Raw genomic sequence first — 17,455 nt, forward strand, 5'->3', positions numbered from 1 at the left:
TAACCCTTCGCCTGCAGGTGCTCGGTGTAGCGCACGCTAGCTCCCATCCGCTAGCAACCCGGCGGGCCATGTCCAATGTGCCCTCGTTTATTTGCTCAGCTCCATCATGCGAACGATGGCCAACGCCGTGGGTGCAACGCCCATCCTGCGGTCTGGCGTCACTGCCCGATGATTCTGCGCTGCACTCGACAGCTCAAGCGTTTCGCTGGGTCACTCCCGATCGCCAGAAACAAGGCTAAGACCTCGGGCGACACGCTGAGCGTCCTGGAGTGCAGCAATGACGTCCGGGATCCCGCTCCGACCATTAAGGCCGATACCTCACGGACCTCCCGTCCGGATCACAGACGCCTCAAGGCGACCATCGCCAGGCCGGATCCACGACGGAAGACGTCGCCCTCAGAGCGGCTGGGATCTCTTGAGCGCCAGGTAGTCCAGGACCGCGAGCGCGAGGTACGGACCGACGAACACCAGGAAGAGCAAGAAGCTCATGGTCACGCTCCTGTTGGAATCGGCGGCGGGGCCGCCCTGCAGCAGATAAGTCGCGAGACCGGTATTGAGTTCACGTGCTGACCGGTGCCGCGCCAGCAGCGTGGTATCGTACTCGGACCCGATCCGCTAAACGTCCCGGGGAGAGTAGAGCGGATCATGACGCGGGCGATGTGGAGCGCGTTGCTCCTGCTAACGGCTTTCCCCGCGCGGGCGGCCTTTTTCTCGGACGGGTTCGTTCCGCCCCCGTCCAAGCAGGGCGTCATGGAGTTCCGGACGGATCTGCCCGCCGCAGTTCTCGCCGAGCGCACGCGCCGGCTGGCGCGCTTCGGGGCCGGCTACGTCCAGGTCAACCTGTTCTGGTCCGATCTCGAATCGGCGGGCGTCCCGTCAGGCACGGCGCCGCTCGCCTGCCCGGAGGGACACCGCATGGAGCCGTCCTCGGAAGCCGAGCGGCTCCGCCTCGGGTTCCACCGCTTCCACTGCATCGATGCCGGCAGGATCGCGGTCTACGACGCGATGTTCCGCGAGCATGAGGCGCTCGGCATCCAGTCCGGCGCGGTGCTCTGGTCCTCGCCGGCGCTGTACCGCGACCCTGGCTGCGAGGGCAGTCCGGGCGCGATCGGCAAGCAATCCAGCGCGCCGAGGCCGGACGCCCTGGACGATTTCGAGGATTACATCAACCTCGTCGCCTCGCGCTGGCGTGGCGGCGGGGCCGGCAAGCTCTCGCACTTCATCCTCTGGAACGAGAACGCCGCGCCCGAATGGTTCGACCTCTCGCCTGCCCTGCCGAAGGACGATCTCTCCCCCGAAGGCATCGAGCGGCGGATCGATGCCTATGCGGCGATGCTCAAGCGCGCCCATGCGGCCCTCGCACGCCATCAACGCGCCGCCCTCCTCTACGTGAGCACGGACCCGCTCTGGGCAAGCGGCCTGCGGCCGGGCCACATCGGCAGCCGCCGGCTTCTCGAAGGGCTGTGGGACCGGCTCGGCACGGATTACAGCTGGAGCGTCGCCGTCCATCCCTATGGCCGCGTGAACCGGCCCGCCCCGCCCGGCCATTACACCTTCGCCAATCTCGGGGTCGTCGCCGCGTTTCAGGAGGCGCAACTGCGTGCACGCGGCGTGACCCACCCGGAGGTCCGGCCGCAGATGCGCCTCATCGCCTCCGAGCAGGGCTGGGGCCTGCGGGAGTCCGGCGGGCGCACGGGACAGGCCGAGCAGATCTGCCGCGCGCACGATGCGGCGATGCGGCTGCCGAGCCTCGTCGTCCAGGCACACAACTACTTTCAGTCGATCGAGCCGGACGAGGCGTCGCCGGGCGCGACCTCGTCGCAGGGCATGTTCTTCGGCCTGCTTCCCCACGACCTGCCGGCCGACCTCGACGGCATCGAGGGGGTGCCGACCGGCGCGGCCTACCTGGCGACCTTCGACGCGAAGGCCTGGGGCCGCAGCGACGGGCATTACTGCTGCCGGTCGCATGGGTTGGGCTGCAGCGCCCCCTGATCAGAAGAAGACCGGCCGCGCGCTCGCGACATGCTCGGCGAGCACGTCCTCGCTCTCCGGATCGATCTCCCGCAGGACGGCATCGTAGCCCCAGAGGTCGGCGAGGTGCTGGAGCACGCGCCGCGCGTCGTCCTTCTGCAGGGTGATGCGGTTCAGCGCCCTGTGATGCAGGTTCAGGCGCCGGTCACCTTCGAGGTCGACGTCGATGACCTCGATGTCGGGGTCGAGCCAGGCGACGTCGTACTGGCGCGCGAAGGAGCGGCGCATCCGGCGATAGCCGCGCTCGTCGTGGATGGCCTCGACGCGCAGCTCCGGCTCCTCGGGATCGTCGACGACGTGGAACAGGCGCATGTCGCGCATCAGCTTCGGCGACAGGAACTGCGCGATGAAGCTCTCGTCGCGATAATTCGCCCAGATGTCGCGCAGCGTCGCCATGGCATCGCCCGTGCCGGCGATCTCGGGGAACCAGGCTCGGTCCTCGTCCGTCGGCGTCTCCACGATGCGGGCGATGTCCTGCATCATCGCGAAGCCGATGGCGTAGGGGTTGTGGCCACCGTAGGAGCGCTCGTTGTAGTTCGGCTGGCGGATGACGTTCGTGTGGGATTGCAGGAACTCGAGATAAGCGGCCTCGCCGATCAGGCCCTTCTCGGAGAGCGCGTTCATGATGCGGTAATGCACGTAGGTGGCGCAGCCCTCGTTCATCACCTTGGTCTGGCGCTGCGGGTAGAAGTACTGCGCCACGAGGCGGACGATGCGCAGGATCTCGCGCTGCCAGGGCCGCAGGCGCGGCGCCGCCTTCTCCAGGAAGTAGAGGATGTTCTCCTGCGGCAGTTCGAGGAGCGCCCGGCGCCGCTCGGCCGCCACGTCCGGCCGGACGCCGGCCACCTTCTGCGGCAGGGTGCGCCAGAGGTCGTTGTAGATCTGCTCGCCGTGCTCCAGGCGCTCGCGCTCGCGCCTCTGCTCGGAGGCCAGGTCCGGCCGCTTCTTGCGCGGGTAGCGGTGGACGCCCTGGCTCATGAGGGCGTGGGCGGCGTCGAGCACCTGCTCGACCGCCTGATGGCCGTAGCGTTCCTCGCAGCGGGTGATGAAGCCCTTGGCGAAGTCGAGGTAGTCGAGGATGCCCTCGGCGTCGGTCCACTGCTTGAACAGGTAGTTGTTCTTGAAGAAGTGGTTGTGGCCGAAGGCGGCGTGGGCGATGACGAGCGTCTGCATCGTCGCCGTGTTCTCCTCCATGACGTAGGAGATGCACGGATCGGAATTGATGACGATCTCGTAGGCGAGCCCCATCAGGCCGCGTCGGTAGCCAGCCTCGTGCTGGGCGAAGTGCTTGCCGAACGACCAGTGCTTGTAGAACAGCGGCATGCCGATCGACGCATAGGCGTCGAGCATCTGCTCGGCCGTGATGATCTCGATCTGGTTGGGGTACCAGGACAGGCCGAGTGCCGCGGCCTCCGCCTCGCAGGCGTCGTGGATGCGACGGATCGTGTCGAAATCCCAGTCGTTGCCCGTGAAGAGCGGCTGCACCGCGCCGGCGACCTTCTGCGTCTTGGTGCGCGTCATGCCTCCGCCTCCGCCCGCGCGTCCTTGCGGCCGAAGAGCTCGCGGAACACGGGGTAGATCTCGCGGCGGTGGTTGACCTTGCGCATGGCAATGGGCGCGCCGGTCTTCGCCAGGGCCTCGTAGGTCCGCCAGAGGGTGGTGCGGTGCTCAACGAAGCCGGCGCGGGGGCCGTTCTCGTCGCCGACCTCCAGATAGGCGAAGTGCTGGCAGGCCGGCAGGATATGCGCCCGCAGGAGCTCGGTGGAGGTCGGCCCGTCGCTCGACACGTTGTCGCCGTCCGAGGCCTGCGCCGCGTAGATGTTCCAGTCGTTCGGGTCGTAGCGCTCGGTGATCACCCGCTTCATCTCGACGAGCGCCGAGGAGACCAGCGTGCCGCCGGTCTCGCGGGAGCCGAAGAAGGTCTCCTCGTCGACCTCGGTCGCCTTGTCGGTGTGGCGGATGAAGACGATCTCGACGTGCCGATAGCGGCGCGTCAGGAAGATGTGCAGCAGGATGTAGAAGCGCTTGGCGAGGTCCTTCATGTGCTCGGTCATCGAGCCGGACACGTCCATGAGGCAGAACATCACCGCCTGGGCCACGGGACGCGGATAGGGCTCGAAGCGGCGGTAGCGCAGGTCGATCGGGTCGACGTAGGGAATGCGCTTCGAGCGCTCCCGAAGGGCCTCAAGCGCCAAGCGAAGGTCGGGCAGTGCCGGATCGCCCTCGCGGGCCTCCGCGATCCGCGCCTCCAGCTCGGCAATCTCGTCCGGCTTCGGCCGCTTCAAGGCGATGCGCCGCGACATCGAGTTGCGCAGCGTGCGCGTCAAGGCGAGGTTCGCGGGCGACCCCGAGACGGTGTAGCCGGCCCGCCGCAGGCCCTCAGTCTCGACCACCGCGAGGCGGCGCTTGGCGAGGTCCGGCAATTCGAGGTCCTCGAGGAAGAGCTCGAGGAACTCCTCGCGGGTCAGGACGAAGCGGAAGGCGTCCTCGCTGTTCTCGGAGCCCTCCCCGCCCTCGCCCGAGCCGCTGCCGCCTCCGCCGCCCGGCGGGCGCTCGATGCGGTCGCCCTCCACGTAGGTCTTGTTGCCGGGCAGGATGTGATCCTGAAGGCCGGTGCCGGGCTGGCGGCTGAAGCGCGGCTCGCGCACGCCGTCCGCGGGGACCGTGACGCGGCCGTCCTTGCCGAGGTCCTTGATGTCCTTCTCGCGAGCGGATTCGCGCACGGCGCGCTGGGCCACGTCCTTGACCCGGCGCAGGAAGCGCTGGCGGTTGGGAAGGCTCTTGCCCCCCGGGTTGAGCCGACGATCGACGATGTGCATCCGGTCTCTTCGCCCTCGCACTCATACTCGACGGGTTCGACCGGCCGGGCCGACCACGCGCCTATCCCGCCTGTTTCACCCGCATGTACCACTCGACCAGCCGACGGACCTGACGCTCGGTGTAGCCGCGCGCCACCATGCGCTCGACGAACTCGCCGTGCTTCTTCTCGGTCTCGCCGTCCTTCTTCGAGCCGAAGGAGATGACCGGCAGCAGTTCCTCAACCTGCGAGAACATCCGCCGTTCGATCACCTCGCGCAGCTTTTCGTAACTCGTCCAAGACGGATTTCGTCCACCGTGCTGCGCGCGCGACCGGAGGGCGAACTTGACCACCTCGTTGCGGAAATCCTTGGGGTTGGCGATGCCCGCGGGCTTCTCGATCTTGGTGAGCTCCTGGTTCAGGAGTTCGCGGTTGAGGAGTTGGCCGGTCTCGGAATCCTTGAAGTCCTGATCCTCGATCCAGGCGTCGGCATAGTCGATGTAGCGGTCGAACAGGTTCTGACCGTAATCGTGGTAGGATTCGAGATAGGCCTTCTGGATCTCGTGGCCGATGAACTCGGCGTAGCGCGGCGCGAGCTCGGTCTTGATGAATTCGAGGTAGCGCTTCTCGGTCTCGGGCGGCAGCTGCTCGCGGCGGAGCGCCTGCTCCAGCACGTACATCAGGTGGACGGGGTCGGCCGAGACTTCCGTCGTGTCGTGGTTGAAGGTCGCGGCCATGACCTTGAAGGCGAAGCGGGTCGAGATCCCGTCCATGCCCTCGTCGACGCCGGCCGCATCCTTGTATTCCTGCATCGACCGGGCGCGGGGATCGACCTCGCGCAAGGACTCGCCGTCGTAGACCCGCATCTTCGAGAAGGCGTTGGAGTTGGCGTGCTCGCGCAGGCGCGACAGCACCGAGAAACGCGCCAGCATCTCCAGGGTGCCCGGCGCGCAGGCGGCCTGCGAGAGCTCGGAGCCGGAGACCAGCTTCTCGTAGATCCGCTGCTCCTCCGTGACGCGGAGGCAGTAGGGCACCTTGATGACGTAGATGCGGTCGATGAAGGCTTCGTTGTTCTTGTTGGTCTTGAAGGTCTGCCACTCGGACTCGTTCGAGTGGGCCAGTATGATGCCCGTGAAGGGGATCGCGCCGATATTCTCGGTGCCGACATAGTTGCCCTCCTGCGTCGCGGTGAGCAGCGGGTGCAGCATCTTGATCGGCGCCTTGAACATCTCGACGAACTCGAGGACGCCCTGGTTGGCGCGGTTCAGGCCGCCCGAGTAGGAATACGCATCCGGGTCCGCCTGGCTCAGGGTCTCGAGCCGGCGGATATCGACCTTGCCGACGAGGGACGAGATGTCCTGGTTGTTCTCGTCGCCGGGCTCGGTCTTGGCGATGGAGATCTGGCGCAGGCGCGACGGCCGCACCTTGATCACCTTGAACTGCGAGATGTCGCCGTTGAACTCGTCGAGGCGCTTGAGCGCCCAGGGGCTCATCAGCCCGGTGAGGCGACGGCGCGGAATGCCGTAGCGCTCCTGGATCTCGGCTCCCATCGCCTCCGGGTCGAACAATCCGAGCGGGCTCTCGAAGACCGGCGAGACCTCGTTGCCCGCCTTGAGCACGTAGACCGGATGAACCTCCATCAGCGCCTTGAGACGCTCGGCGAGGGACGACTTTCCGCCCCCGACCGGACCGAGCAGGTAGAGGATCTGCTTGCGCTCCTCCAGTCCCTGCGCGGCGTGGCGGAAGAACGAGACGATCCGCTCGATCGTCTCCTCCATGCCGTAGAATTCCGAGAAGGCGGGGTAGACCCGGATCGTCCGGTTCATGAAGACCCGGCCGAGGCGGGCTTCCTTGGCGGTGTCGACGAATTCCGGCTTGCCGATGGCATCCAGGATGCGCTCGGCCGCACTCGCATACATCAGCGGTTCGTCGCGACAGGCCTCGAGGTACTCGGAGAGGCTCATCTCCGTGTCGCGCCGCGCCTCGTAGCCACGGGCGAAGCTCTGGAACAGGTCGTTCGTCGACGGCATAGCGTTCGATCCCCTCACGACAGCGACAGCTTCATCCTGTCTCGGCTCGGATGCAACTGACAGGCCCAGTTTTGTCGCAGCGCAGTCACACGCGATCGCTCGCGTGTGTTGATTGCGACACTGCGGGGCGGACGGAGCCCGATCGTTCGATCCGGCGCGACCGAGAGGCGGGTCAGCGAGCGGTCCCGGCCCGGCCGATGCTGCGGTGCGGGAAGGACGCCGATCTCAGAGATCGGTGCCTTCCTTCTTGGCCTCGCCGTCCTTCTTGCCGGCGGCGGCCTCGACGGTGATCTTGATGTTCTGCGTCTGCACCTGCCCATCGGAATTCTTGATCTCGATCGTCACCTCGTCCGCACCCGTGAAGTTTGCCTTGGGCTGGTAGAACACAGCCTGAACGCCAACCTCCTTATTCGGGCAGCGATAGCTCGCCGGCGTCTTCTGCTTGCCCGCCTTGGTGATCAGTGCCCCGCTCTTGGGCGCACCCGTCACCTTGATCTCGGCCATCGGGCCGATCGAGCAATCCTTCTTGAGGTTCGGCGCGATGGCGAGCCGGACGGACTTGCCGCTGACGACGGACTCGCTCTTGGTCAACGTGGTCTGCGCGGCCACAGGCCCCGCGGCGAGGAGGCTGCCGGCAACGAGCAGGGTGATCGGACGGATCGCAGGCATGGGTCTCACTCTCCTGAAAGCCCGGCCCTCGCCGTGGCCGACGGGATGTGGGGACGCCGCAGGCCCCCGTCGAGCCCAGGCAGGCACGTGACCCGACGACGTGGGGACTGTCCGCCTCGCGGGGGCACGCGCAGTGGTCCGTCTCCGGGACCGGACGATCCGCCCCGCACCCGCGCGCCCACCGCGAGATGGCCGTCGATGTCGCCTTCCGCATCGTTTACGCGACGCTCTCGCGGCGCGTCATGTCGGGACCGCTTTTCGAGTCGCATCGGGCGATAGAATGGGACGATCTGGTGAGAGAGCTTGGTCAAGCGTTGACCCGTTATCTTCTCGATCAACATGATGGATGACGATACAGCGCGTCGGCCGGCGAGCCATGTCCGGTCCGCGCGCGAGCCACAGCCATTCCCATGTCGGGCAGTGGTGCCGCGCCTCGCTGCCCGGGCCAATCGCAGCGGGACACCCGTGACGGGCCTACGCCCCCAACATCGTCGCAGCAATCCCAGGTCGGCGGTGCCGCTTCTGGCTCACACTCAGGATGCGCCGACCCGATACTCGCGGGGCGGGGCGGTACCGTTCACGGCGAAGGCTCCGACGGTGCGGTCGCGGTAGATCCGCGGGTTGTGCGAGGCGATGGTGCGGGCGTTGCGCCAGTAGCGATCGAGGCCGAGACCCTCCTTGATCGCCGAGGCGCCGAGGGCGTCAAACAGGCTGGTGGTCGCCTCGAGCACGAGGTTGGTGACCACGGTGACCGCTTGATTGACCTCCACGTCGGCCAGAGCCGCCGCCTTCGCCGCGCGGTCATCGCCTTCACCCCGGGCATCGAACACGCGCTGCAACGCCTCGGCAGCCTTGAGGACAACGGCACCCGCCGCGTAGGCGTTGCCGCGCACCCGGCCGACCACGGCCTGGACCTGCGGATCGTCGGCGCTGCGCCCGCCATTGCCGTGGCTGTAGACGCGCTGTCGCTCGGCCACGAGCCGGGCCACGTCCTCGCTCGCCGCGCGGCCGATGCCCGCGAGCGTCGCGAGATGCACGAGCTGGAAGAAGGCCATTGCGTAGGGAAAGCGCGCCGGATCCGGCTTGATCAACTCGGGGGCGAGGACGACCCCCTCGAAGCGTGCCGTGCCGCTGGCGGTGAGCGCCTGCCCGAAGCCGTCCCAATCGTCGACGATGTCCACGCCGAGCGCTCGCGTGGGAACGGCCGCGACAACGGCCGCGCCGTCCTCGTCCTCGGCCGAGAGATGGATCCAGTCCGCGAAGAGCGAGCCGGTGGTGTAGAACTTCCGGCCATCGACGACGTACTCGGAGCCGACCTGGCGCAGTCGCGTGTCGAATTGCCCGACCTTCGCCCCGCCGGTTTCGGAGACGCCGCTGCCGACCGTCTCACCGGCGCTGATCCTCGCGGTCCAGCGGGTGCGCCACTCCGCCGATGACGAGCACAGCATGTCCTCGGTGAAGCCGAAATGCGCACGCAGCGCGTTCGCCACGTTGGAATCGGCCTGCGAGAGCTCGATCAGCAGGTTGAACAATTCCGGCAGACTCGCATCGTGCCCGCCCGCCTCCCCGGAAAGCCGAAGGGTGGTGAAACGCGCCTCCTTCAGCCAGCCGATTTCGGCATGGGGCAGGCGGCGCTCGACATCCCTCGTCACCGCCGTCGCACGGATCTGCGCGAAGACCGGCCGGAAGCGCGCGGCCAACTCCTCGTAGCGCGCGCTGGGGCCCGCGCCCCAACCTGCATCCGTCTGCAACATGGCCTCGACATCCCGTCTCCAAGTCGTGCCTGTTCTAACCCGATCTCGGCGCAAGTCGCCGGATATTTGAACAACACCGGCGAATTTGGGATCTGTTGCCTCCTAGATGTCGCAGCATGAACGGCAATTCTCTCAGGAGCCCTGCTTTCGAGAGAACGTTCTCGTTGATGCCCGGGCGTGAGCCGTTAGCTCCGAGCCCCGCCTTCGGTGGTGGCTGGTCCGGCTCCCCTCGCCGCAGCGGGAAGCGCCCCACGCCTCAGTTCCGCGGAAACGACATGCCGAGCGCCGCAACGGAGGGCGCTCCGAACGGCTCTCCCCGACAGAGGGCCGGCGGCTCTTGCGCGATATCGAGTCGGTCAAGTCGGCAGTGAGCCGATGACGGCTCAAGATCGCCGAACGGGCGGCGTCGATCCTCTTCGACATAGCAATTCAGCCAAAAATCCTCTCCGCAGCGATGATTGCAGGCGCATGTTTCCATATTATCTTGAAAATTCGAAACAAAGATGTCTTGTCAAACGATATGACTGCGGCTAGAAGAAGATCAATACAGTAATAGACGGCGCAGAAATCGATTTTCTGCATGTGGTTGTTCCATCGCCGTCATTTAATTAGGCAAGAGGGTTGCTCCACCACTCCCTGTACGCAGCCGCCCTCGCCGGATCGGAGATGACGATGACCAATAGCCAACCGCGCGGGGCAACCTCGTCCCGCCGGACGATCCTGCGCGCCGGCATCGGTGGGGCCGCGCTTCTCTCCCTGGGAATGCCCACCGTTCGGGCAGCCGAACGGACCATCCGTCTGAGCTATCAGCGCTCCTCGACGCTGCTCACCGTCCTCAAGGCGAAGGGTACCTTGGAGCAGCGCCTGAAGCCGCTGGGCTTCGCCCCGTCCTGGCATCTGTTCACCAGCGTGATCGAGCCGATGAACGCCGGGGCCGTGGATCTCCACGCCGATGTCGCCGATGCCGTGCCGATCTTTACCCAATCCGCCAACGCGCCGCTGACCTTCTACGCCCGCGAGGTCGGCGCGCCCTCCGCGGAGGCGATCATCGTGCCGGCCGAGTCCTCCATCCGGTCCGTTGCGGACCTGAAGGGGCGCAGCGTCGGCGTCTCGCGGGGATCGGGCTGCCACTTCATCCTCGCGGCGGCCCTCAAGCGGGCCGGGCTCAGCTTCGCCGACATCAAGCCGGCCTACCTCCAGGCCCCGGAGGGTCTCGCCGCCTTCGGCCAGGGGAGCCTCGACGCCTGGGTGATCTGGGATCCTTTCCTCGCCATCGCCCAGGCCAAGCGCCCGGTCCGGGTCGTCGCCGACGCCACCGGGCTGTCGAGCTACCATCGCTACTACCTGGCCAACGACAGCTTCGTGGCCGAGAACCCGCTGGTGGTCGCGACCGTGTACGACGCCCTGGTCGAGGCCGGCCGCTGGGTGAAGGCCGAGCCCGACGCCGCCGTGGCGCTGCTGGCGCCGATCTGGGGCGACCTGCCCCCGGAGGTCGTCGCCACGGTCAACCGTCGCCGCACCTATGCCGTCACGCCGGTCGTGCGCGCGGAGCTCAACGAGCAGCAGGACATCGCCGATACCTTCCACGAGGCCAAGCTGATCCCGCGCAAGCTCGATGCGACGGCGGTGAGGATCTGGCAGCCGCAGGCCGAGCGGGGTTGAGGCGATGGCGGGCGCACCCCGGTTCGGCATCTGGGCTGCCGTCCACGGCTCGCGCGCGGCCCATCACGATCCGGACGAGCCGGATGACGCGAGCTGGGCGCGCAACCGCGCGCTCGTGCTGGAGGCGGAGGCCCTCGGGTTCGACGCCGTGCTCGTCGCCCAGCATACCGCGAATCCGTTCGACGATGAGCGCGACCAGCTCGAGGCCTGGACGGCGTCGGCCGCCCTCGCGGCCCTGACGCGCCGGATCGAGATCATCGCCGCGATCAAGCCCGGGCTCTACCACCCCGTGGTGCTCGCCAAGATGGCCCTGCAGATCGAGCATGTCAGCGAGGGCCGCTTCGCCCTCAACCTGGTCAACGCCTGGAACCGGGCCGAATTCGAGCGGGCGGGGCTGCCCTTTCCGGCCCATGACGACCGCTACGCCTATGGCCGTGAATGGATCGGCCTCGTCGACCGGCTCATGCGCGGCGAGCGCGTCACCCACGAGGGCCCGCATTTCCGCATCGCGGATTATCAGCTGAGGCCGGCCGGCACCTACCGCCGGCGGTCGACGATCTATCTCGGCGGCGAGTCCGAACCGGCCCGTAGCTTGGCGGCGGACCATGCCGACGTCTGGTTCATCAACGGCCAGCCGGTCGCCGACGTCGCCGCCCTCATCGCCGGCGTGGCCCGCCGTCCAGCCGCCAACCCGCCCCTCGGCTTCGGCCTCTCGGCCTTCGTCATCGCCCGCGACACGGATGAAGAGGCGCAAGCCGAGCATGCGCGCCTCCTCGCCCTGGCGCATCGCGACGAAGCCCTACGGGCGGATACGCGGTCGCGCACCGACGCGGCGAGCGTGATGTTCGCCAAGACCGACGCGGCCGCCTCCCGTCATGTCGGGACCAATGGCGGGACGGCGGCCGGCCTCGTCGGCAGCTACGACACCGTCGCGGCCCGCATCAGCGCCTTCCGCGCCGCCGGCGTCGAGCTGTTCATGCTGCAGTTCCAGCCCTTCGAGGCGGAGATGCGCCGGTTCGCGGCCAAGCTGCTGCCTCGCCTCCGCCGCTGAGGCGAGCGGCATCCAAGACCATGTCCTTCCCTCGATCGTCCAAGCGGCGCGATGTTCGGTCTCCCGCGCACGGGAATTTTGGAAGCACATTCTGGGAGAAACATGGATGTTGAGGATCGAAAACCGGGATCGGCTCGGCCCCATCAGGATGGGAGGAAGCCGCTCCGACCCCGCCTCCCACAACCTCCCGACGCCCGTGCACCGACCCACGCTCGCCCCGACATCACCACGGCTCCCGTTGCTCAGGGCAGTGCCATGCAGGGCGTCGCCTGCCGCATCGGAGGCCGCCTCGTCCTTCCCATGCTTGAGCCGGCGGCTCCGGGGACGGCCGCAAGCAGGCCCGCCGGGATCCATGCCGACCACCAACCCTGCCCGGCCTCGTTGCACCGTCCGACCCTGATCTCCGTCCCAAGAGGTTCCTGCCCATGAAACTTCTGCACGTCCTCGCCGTGGCCGCCTTCTCGCTCGGGGCGGTGGCCGCGCACGCACAAAGCCTGAAGATCGGCGTGGTGCCCGGCGTCTATGCCGATGCGGCCAACGTCGCGGCGAGCGAGGCCAAGGCGCAGGGGATCGACGTCGAGGTCATCGAGTTCAGCGACTGGACGACGCCGAACGTCGCCCTCGACGCCGGCGACATCGACGTCAATTTCTTCCAGCACCGCCCCTTCATGGAGAACACGGAGAAGCAGAAGGGCTACGACTTCGAGATCGTCGCCCCCGGCATCCTGCAGAATCTCGGGCTCTATTCCTTGAAGCACAAGAGCTTCGACAAGGTGCCCAACGGCGGCAGGGTCGCGATCGCCAACGACCCGGTGAATCAGGGCCGCGGCCTGCTGCTTCTCCAGAAGGCCGGGCTGATCAAGCTCAAGGACGGCGTCGGCTTCCTCGGCACCCTCGACGACATCGTCGAGAACCCGAAAAAGCTCAAGTTCACCGAGGTGGAAGGGCCGCAGCTCGCGCGCATCACCGGCGACGTCGACCTGGCGCAGGGCTACCCGCACTTCATCGTCGCCGCCGGAACCTTCGATCCGACGAGCGGCCTCATCTACTCCGGCATCGAGGACAAGCTCTTCGCCGTCAGCTTCGTGACCAAGGCGGCCCGCAAGGACGATCCGACGATCCGGAGGTTCGTCGGCATCTTCCAGGGCTCGGAGGCCGTGAGGAAGCAGATCCACAAATCCTTCGCCAGCAGCGACAAGCTCTACGTGCTGGCATGGGCAAACCCGTGAGCGGCCTGGCCTTCCAGGGCCTGCGCGCTCCGCTGAGCGGGATGGTTCAGGGAACGTCGGGCGCCCGCGTCGTTCCGGTGGCCCCGGCGGCCGGGGCACGCGCCGCGGCCGGCACCGTGCGCTTCGAGGCGGTGTCGAAGACCTACCGTTCGGCGGCCGGCGAGGTCCGGGCGCTCGACCGCGTGGACCTCGAGGTCCCGGCCGGCGCGATCTTCGGCATCATCGGCCGCTCGGGCGCCGGCAAGTCGAGCCTCCTGCGCACCATCAACCGCCTCGAGGAGCCGACCTCCGGCCGGGTGCTGATCGACGGCGAACCGATCGCGGCGCTCGACGAGAACGGCCTCGTGTCCCTACGCCGTCGCATCGGCATGGTATTCCAGCATTTCAACCTGCTCTCGGCTAAGACCGTGCGCGGGAACGTGGCGCTGCCGCTCACGGTCGCCGGCGTTCCGAGGAGCGAGATCGGTCCGCGGGTCGACGAGGTGCTGCGCCTCGTCGGTCTCGAGGCCAAGGCGGAGACCTACCCGTCCCGGCTGTCGGGCGGCCAGAAGCAGCGCGTCGGCATCGCCCGCGCCCTCGTCAGCCGTCCGGAGATCCTGCTCTGCGACGAGGCGACCTCGGCCCTCGACCCGGAAACCAGCCTCTCGATCCTCAACCTCCTGCGCGACATCAATCGGCGCCTCGGCATCACCATCGTGCTCATCACCCACGAGATGAGCGTGATCCGCGACATCTGCAGCGACGTGGTGGTGCTGGAGGGTGGCCGCGTCACCGAGATGGGGCCGGTCTGGCGCGTCTTCGGCAGCCCGGAGCATCCGGCGACGCAGGCGCTCCTCGAGCCGCTGACCCGCGGCCTGCCGGACGACCTGGCCGCGGCCCTGCATGCCCAACCTGCGCCTGGTGCGGCGACCGTCTTGCAGATCACCTATTCCGGACAGGGGGCGCCGGATCTTTCCGCCCTGGCCGCAGCCGCCGGCGCGCCGGTGCGACTGCTTCAGGCCGGCATCGAGCGAATCCAGGGGCACGCGGTCGGCCGGATGCTGATCGCCGTCGCGGCGGAGGCCGGGCCTGACCTGGAGGTCCGGTTGCGGGCGCTCGGAGGGAGCATCGAAAGGATCGGCTATGTCCCAAGCGATGATTGACCGCCTCTGGCAGGCCTCCTTCGACACCCTCTTCATGGTCGGCATCTCGGCCGGGATCGCGGTCCTGGTCGGGCTCCCGCTGGCGCTCTTCCTCGTCACCTCGGCGCCGGGCGGCATCTTCCCCGCGCCCAGGGCCAACCGGGTGACGGGGACCCTGGTCAACGGGTTCCGCGCCGTGCCCTTCATCGTGCTGCTCGTGGCGCTCATCCCCTTCACCCGGCTGGTGACGGGCACGACCATCGGCGTCTGGGCCGCCATCGTGCCGCTGGCGGTGAGCGCCACGCCGTTCTTCGCCCGGATCGCCGAGGTCTCGCTGCGGGAGGTCGATGGCGGGCTGATCGAGGCGGCCCAATCTATCGGCTGCCGGCGCCGGCACATTCTCGTCCACGTCCTCCTTCCGGAGGCGCTGCCGGGAATCGTGGGCGGCCTCACCATCACGGTCGTCTCGATGATCGGCGCCTCCGCCATGGCGGGCGCGGTCGGCGCGGGCGGCCTCGGCGACGTGGCGATCCGCTACGGCTACCAGCGCTTCGACACCACCGTGATGGCCGCCGTCATCATGATCTTGATCGCCCTCGTCTGCTTGGTGCAGTTCGCCGGCGATCTCACCGTGCGACGCCTGCGGTCGCGTTGAGGATTGCTCGGCCTGGTCCGACGAGGCTCGCCCGACCTGCAGGCCGTCGCGCGGGAGCTTCCATGGACGGCCTTCGTCGCCCAGCCTTCCACCCGACATCCGATCCGCGCGGCACCTCGGCCGCGAACCGCCTGCGCGACCTCGCGCGCTGGAAGTACGACTGGATCGGCGCCTGCCACCTCAACGGCCGGCACCCGCCCCGGCACGGAGCGTTCTGATGGCCGTGAAGAAGCAGATCCGGCTCAACGCGTTCAACATGAACTGCGTGGGCCACATCAACCACGGCCTCTGGACCCACCCGCGCGATCGCTCGTCGGAGTACAACACGCTTCGCTACTGGACCGATCAGGCCAAGTTGCTGGAGCGGGGCCTGTTCGACGGCCTCTTCATCGCCGACATCATCGGCGTCTACGACATCTACGGCAGCGGCATCGAGGTGACGGCGCGCGAAGCCGTGCAGCTTCCCGTCAACGATCCGACGCTCCTCGTCCCCGCCATGGCGGCGGTGACGGAGCACCTGGGCTTCGGCGTCACGGTCAACGTCCACAACGAGGCGCCCTACACCTTTGCCCGGCGAGTCTCGACGCTCGATCACCTCACGCAAGGCCGCATCGGCTGGAACATCGTCACCGGCTACCTCGACAGCGCCCATCGCGGGCAGAGCGGCGGCCGGCTTCCCGACCACGACCGGCGCTACGATTACGCCGACGAGTACCTCGACGTGCTCTACAAGCTCTGGGAAGGAAGCTGGGCCGACGACGCCGTGCTCCGGGACCGTTCGGCGAGGGTGTTCAGCGACCCCGCCCGCATCCGTCCGGTGGCGCACCACGGCGAGTTCCTCGACGTCGAGGGTTATCACCTGTCCGAGCCCTCGCTCCAGCGCACGCCGGTTCTCTACCAGGCAGGCGCCTCGGGCCGCGGCCGGGCCTTCGCCGGGCGCCACGCCGAGTGCGTGTTCATCTCCGCCAGCGACCGGGCGGGCGCCCGCAACGCGGTGCGCGCCATCCGGGCCGAGGCGGTCGCGGCGGGACGCCGCCCCGAGGACGTGAAGATCTTCGTTGGCATCGCCGTCATTCCCGGGCGCAGTCGCGCGGAGGCCGAGGAGAAGCGCGCCGAGTACCGGCGCTATGCGAACCCCGAGGCGGGCCTGGCGCATTTCTCCGCCTCGACGGGCATCGACTTCGCCCGCTACGGCCTCGACGACGCCATCCCCTACGGCCCCGGCAACGCCATCCAATCCGCGACGGCTGCCGCCGCACGGCGTGGGCTGACGAAGCGCGACCTGCTCTCGGAGCTCGAACTCGGCGGCCGCTACGCCGTGCTCGCGGGCGACGCCGTCTCGATCGCGGACGAGCTCCAATCCTGGATGGAAGAGGGTGAGGTCGACGGGTTCAACCTCAGCCGCATCGTGGTGCCCGAGAGCTACGCCGACTTTATCGACATCGTGGTCCCCGAACTGCAGGACCGCGGGATCTACAAGACCGCCTACGCGGAGGGCTCGCTGCGCGCGAAGCTCTTCGGCCAGGGCGACCGGCTGCCCGCCCGCCATGCCGCCAACGCATTTCGCCCCAGCGCCGAGACCGCGGAGGGGTAGCGGTAGCAACCGACAACCGCGCCAGATCAATGGCATAAGGTCAGCCAGACGGATGATGCTGACTATCGGTGGTCTCGTGCCGACAAATTTCTCAGTGGCGCAAGAGGATCAAGGGCAGAGCTGCCTTCAGCGTCCTTCCAGAAGCGGCCTGAAATTCTCCAACCAGCCCCGCAGCCATGCCTCGAAGCCCAGCTTGGCCCCAGCTTCGCTCTGGGCATGACCCCAGGCATCCTCCGCGAGCGGGCTCGACCACGTCCACAAACGGTTCGAGCCGTCGAACGCCACCGCACCCACTTCCACGGTGCCGACGTGGCTCACGAAGCGCCTGAGCGGTACGTTGGCGACGGTGTCCTGCGTCCAGGTGATGGGGGCCTTCGGCACGGGATCACAACCGTCGACCTCGACGCTTGTTCAAACCGGCGGCCTGCCGCAACGATCAATGGCCCAAGCAAGTTCTCAGGGGGAACCGGATTATGGGAACGGACTGACGTGATCGAGGCCATCAACCGGGCGATGAACGCGCTGGATGCCTATTGGGCCAAGCACGGAACGCCCGATCCCCGCGTCATCGCTCAGGTGCATGCGAAGCTCGAGGAGCACGCCTCTGGCTGCAGCGACGATTGGCAAGCGCTGCTGAATAATGCTCTGCGAGACCTCGGCTACGATGTCGAATGGCGCGGCGAGGACGTTCACGCTCTCACGCCGATGCCGGCCGAGGGAACTCAGGCGGACTAGTTCGAAGCGGGACCGCATCCTGCGCGGCGTATCGATCCTACAATGCGCCGTCAGAAAAATCGCTTAAGGTCCGTCAAGTCAGTGGGTACGCGTCCTAGGCCGGATGATGAAAAGCGCTGCAGGAGCC

At 67.6% G+C, this 17,455-nt stretch carries 15 protein-coding genes; 9 read left to right on the forward strand and 6 right to left on the reverse strand.

What is annotated here, in order from left to right; translation table 11 throughout:
- Positions 1-645 precede the first annotated feature (645 nt).
- On the forward strand, positions 646-1,992 hold the full coding sequence (locus MFF55_RS11260) for a DUF5722 domain-containing protein (RefSeq protein ID WP_238244181.1): 1,347 nt from the start codon (positions 646-648) through the stop codon (positions 1,990-1,992).
- Here MFF55_RS11260 and MFF55_RS11265 read toward each other — a convergent pair whose 3' ends face one another.
- The 5 genes from MFF55_RS11265 to MFF55_RS11285 all read right to left on the reverse strand — a co-directional run bounded on the left by MFF55_RS11265 (position 1,993) and on the right by MFF55_RS11285 (position 9,281).
- Positions 1,993-3,552, reverse strand: coding sequence for a SpoVR family protein (locus MFF55_RS11265; protein ID WP_238244182.1), 1,560 nt, complete (start codon positions 3,550-3,552; stop codon positions 1,993-1,995). It lies immediately after the preceding gene.
- Entirely contained in the window at positions 3,549-4,850 is a 1,302-nt protein-coding gene (locus MFF55_RS11270) for a YeaH/YhbH family protein (RefSeq protein WP_238244183.1), read from the reverse strand. The genes MFF55_RS11265 and MFF55_RS11270 overlap by 4 nt, the downstream gene beginning before the upstream one ends.
- Positions 4,851-4,911: 61 nt before the next feature.
- Complete coding sequence (locus tag MFF55_RS11275; protein WP_238244184.1) at positions 4,912-6,858, reverse strand: PrkA family serine protein kinase; 1,947 nt, start codon at positions 6,856-6,858, stop codon at positions 4,912-4,914.
- 225 nt (positions 6,859-7,083) lie between these two features.
- A complete protein-coding gene (locus MFF55_RS11280) occupies positions 7,084-7,527 on the reverse strand; it encodes an Ig-like domain-containing protein (RefSeq protein ID WP_238244185.1) in 444 nt (147 codons plus the stop codon).
- 533 nt (positions 7,528-8,060) lie between these two features.
- Entirely contained in the window at positions 8,061-9,281 is a 1,221-nt protein-coding gene (locus MFF55_RS11285; protein ID WP_238244186.1) for an acyl-CoA dehydrogenase family protein, read from the reverse strand.
- Positions 9,282-10,043: 762 nt separating this feature from the next.
- On the opposite strand from MFF55_RS11285, the gene MFF55_RS11290 reads away from it, so the two are divergent.
- From MFF55_RS11290 to MFF55_RS11320, 7 genes are all read left to right on the forward strand, one after another.
- On the forward strand, positions 10,044-10,943 hold the full coding sequence (locus MFF55_RS11290; protein WP_238244207.1) for an aliphatic sulfonate ABC transporter substrate-binding protein: 900 nt from the start codon (positions 10,044-10,046) through the stop codon (positions 10,941-10,943).
- Between the two features lie 4 nt (positions 10,944-10,947).
- Complete coding sequence (locus MFF55_RS11295) at positions 10,948-11,994, forward strand: LLM class flavin-dependent oxidoreductase (protein ID WP_238244187.1); 1,047 nt, start codon at positions 10,948-10,950, stop codon at positions 11,992-11,994.
- Between the two features lie 425 nt (positions 11,995-12,419).
- Positions 12,420-13,223 (forward strand): MetQ/NlpA family ABC transporter substrate-binding protein, encoded by an 804-nt coding sequence (locus tag MFF55_RS11300; RefSeq protein WP_238244188.1) that lies wholly within the window; start codon positions 12,420-12,422, stop codon positions 13,221-13,223.
- The gene (locus MFF55_RS11305; protein WP_238244189.1) at positions 13,208-14,365 is read left to right on the forward strand and encodes a methionine ABC transporter ATP-binding protein; all 1,158 of its coding nucleotides are present in this window, start codon (positions 13,208-13,210) and stop codon (positions 14,363-14,365) included. The genes MFF55_RS11300 and MFF55_RS11305 overlap by 16 nt, the downstream gene beginning before the upstream one ends.
- Positions 14,346-14,999: a methionine ABC transporter permease gene (locus MFF55_RS11310; RefSeq protein ID WP_238244190.1), complete on the forward strand. Its 654-nt coding sequence runs from the start codon at positions 14,346-14,348 to the stop codon at positions 14,997-14,999. Before MFF55_RS11305 ends, MFF55_RS11310 begins: the two co-directional genes overlap by 20 nt.
- A 62-nt stretch (positions 15,000-15,061) precedes the next feature.
- Positions 15,062-15,217, forward strand: a complete 156-nt coding sequence (locus MFF55_RS11315; protein ID WP_238244191.1) for a hypothetical protein — start codon at positions 15,062-15,064, stop codon at positions 15,215-15,217.
- Complete coding sequence (locus tag MFF55_RS11320) at positions 15,217-16,593, forward strand: LLM class flavin-dependent oxidoreductase (RefSeq protein ID WP_238244192.1); 1,377 nt, start codon at positions 15,217-15,219, stop codon at positions 16,591-16,593. The genes MFF55_RS11315 and MFF55_RS11320 overlap by 1 nt, the downstream gene beginning before the upstream one ends.
- 126 nt (positions 16,594-16,719) lie before the next feature.
- On the opposite strand, the gene MFF55_RS11325 is transcribed toward MFF55_RS11320, so the two are convergent.
- The gene (locus tag MFF55_RS11325) at positions 16,720-16,974 is read right to left on the reverse strand and encodes a hypothetical protein (protein WP_238244193.1); all 255 of its coding nucleotides are present in this window, start codon (positions 16,972-16,974) and stop codon (positions 16,720-16,722) included.
- A gap of 108 nt (positions 16,975-17,082) precedes the next feature.
- On the opposite strand from MFF55_RS11325, the gene MFF55_RS11330 reads away from it, so the two are divergent.
- The gene (locus MFF55_RS11330) at positions 17,083-17,328 is read left to right on the forward strand and encodes a hypothetical protein (protein WP_238244194.1); all 246 of its coding nucleotides are present in this window, start codon (positions 17,083-17,085) and stop codon (positions 17,326-17,328) included.
- Positions 17,329-17,455 lie beyond the last annotated feature (127 nt).

The organism is Methylobacterium iners, from assembly GCF_022179305.1.
Classification (GTDB): Bacteria; Pseudomonadota; Alphaproteobacteria; order Rhizobiales; family Beijerinckiaceae; genus Methylobacterium; species Methylobacterium iners.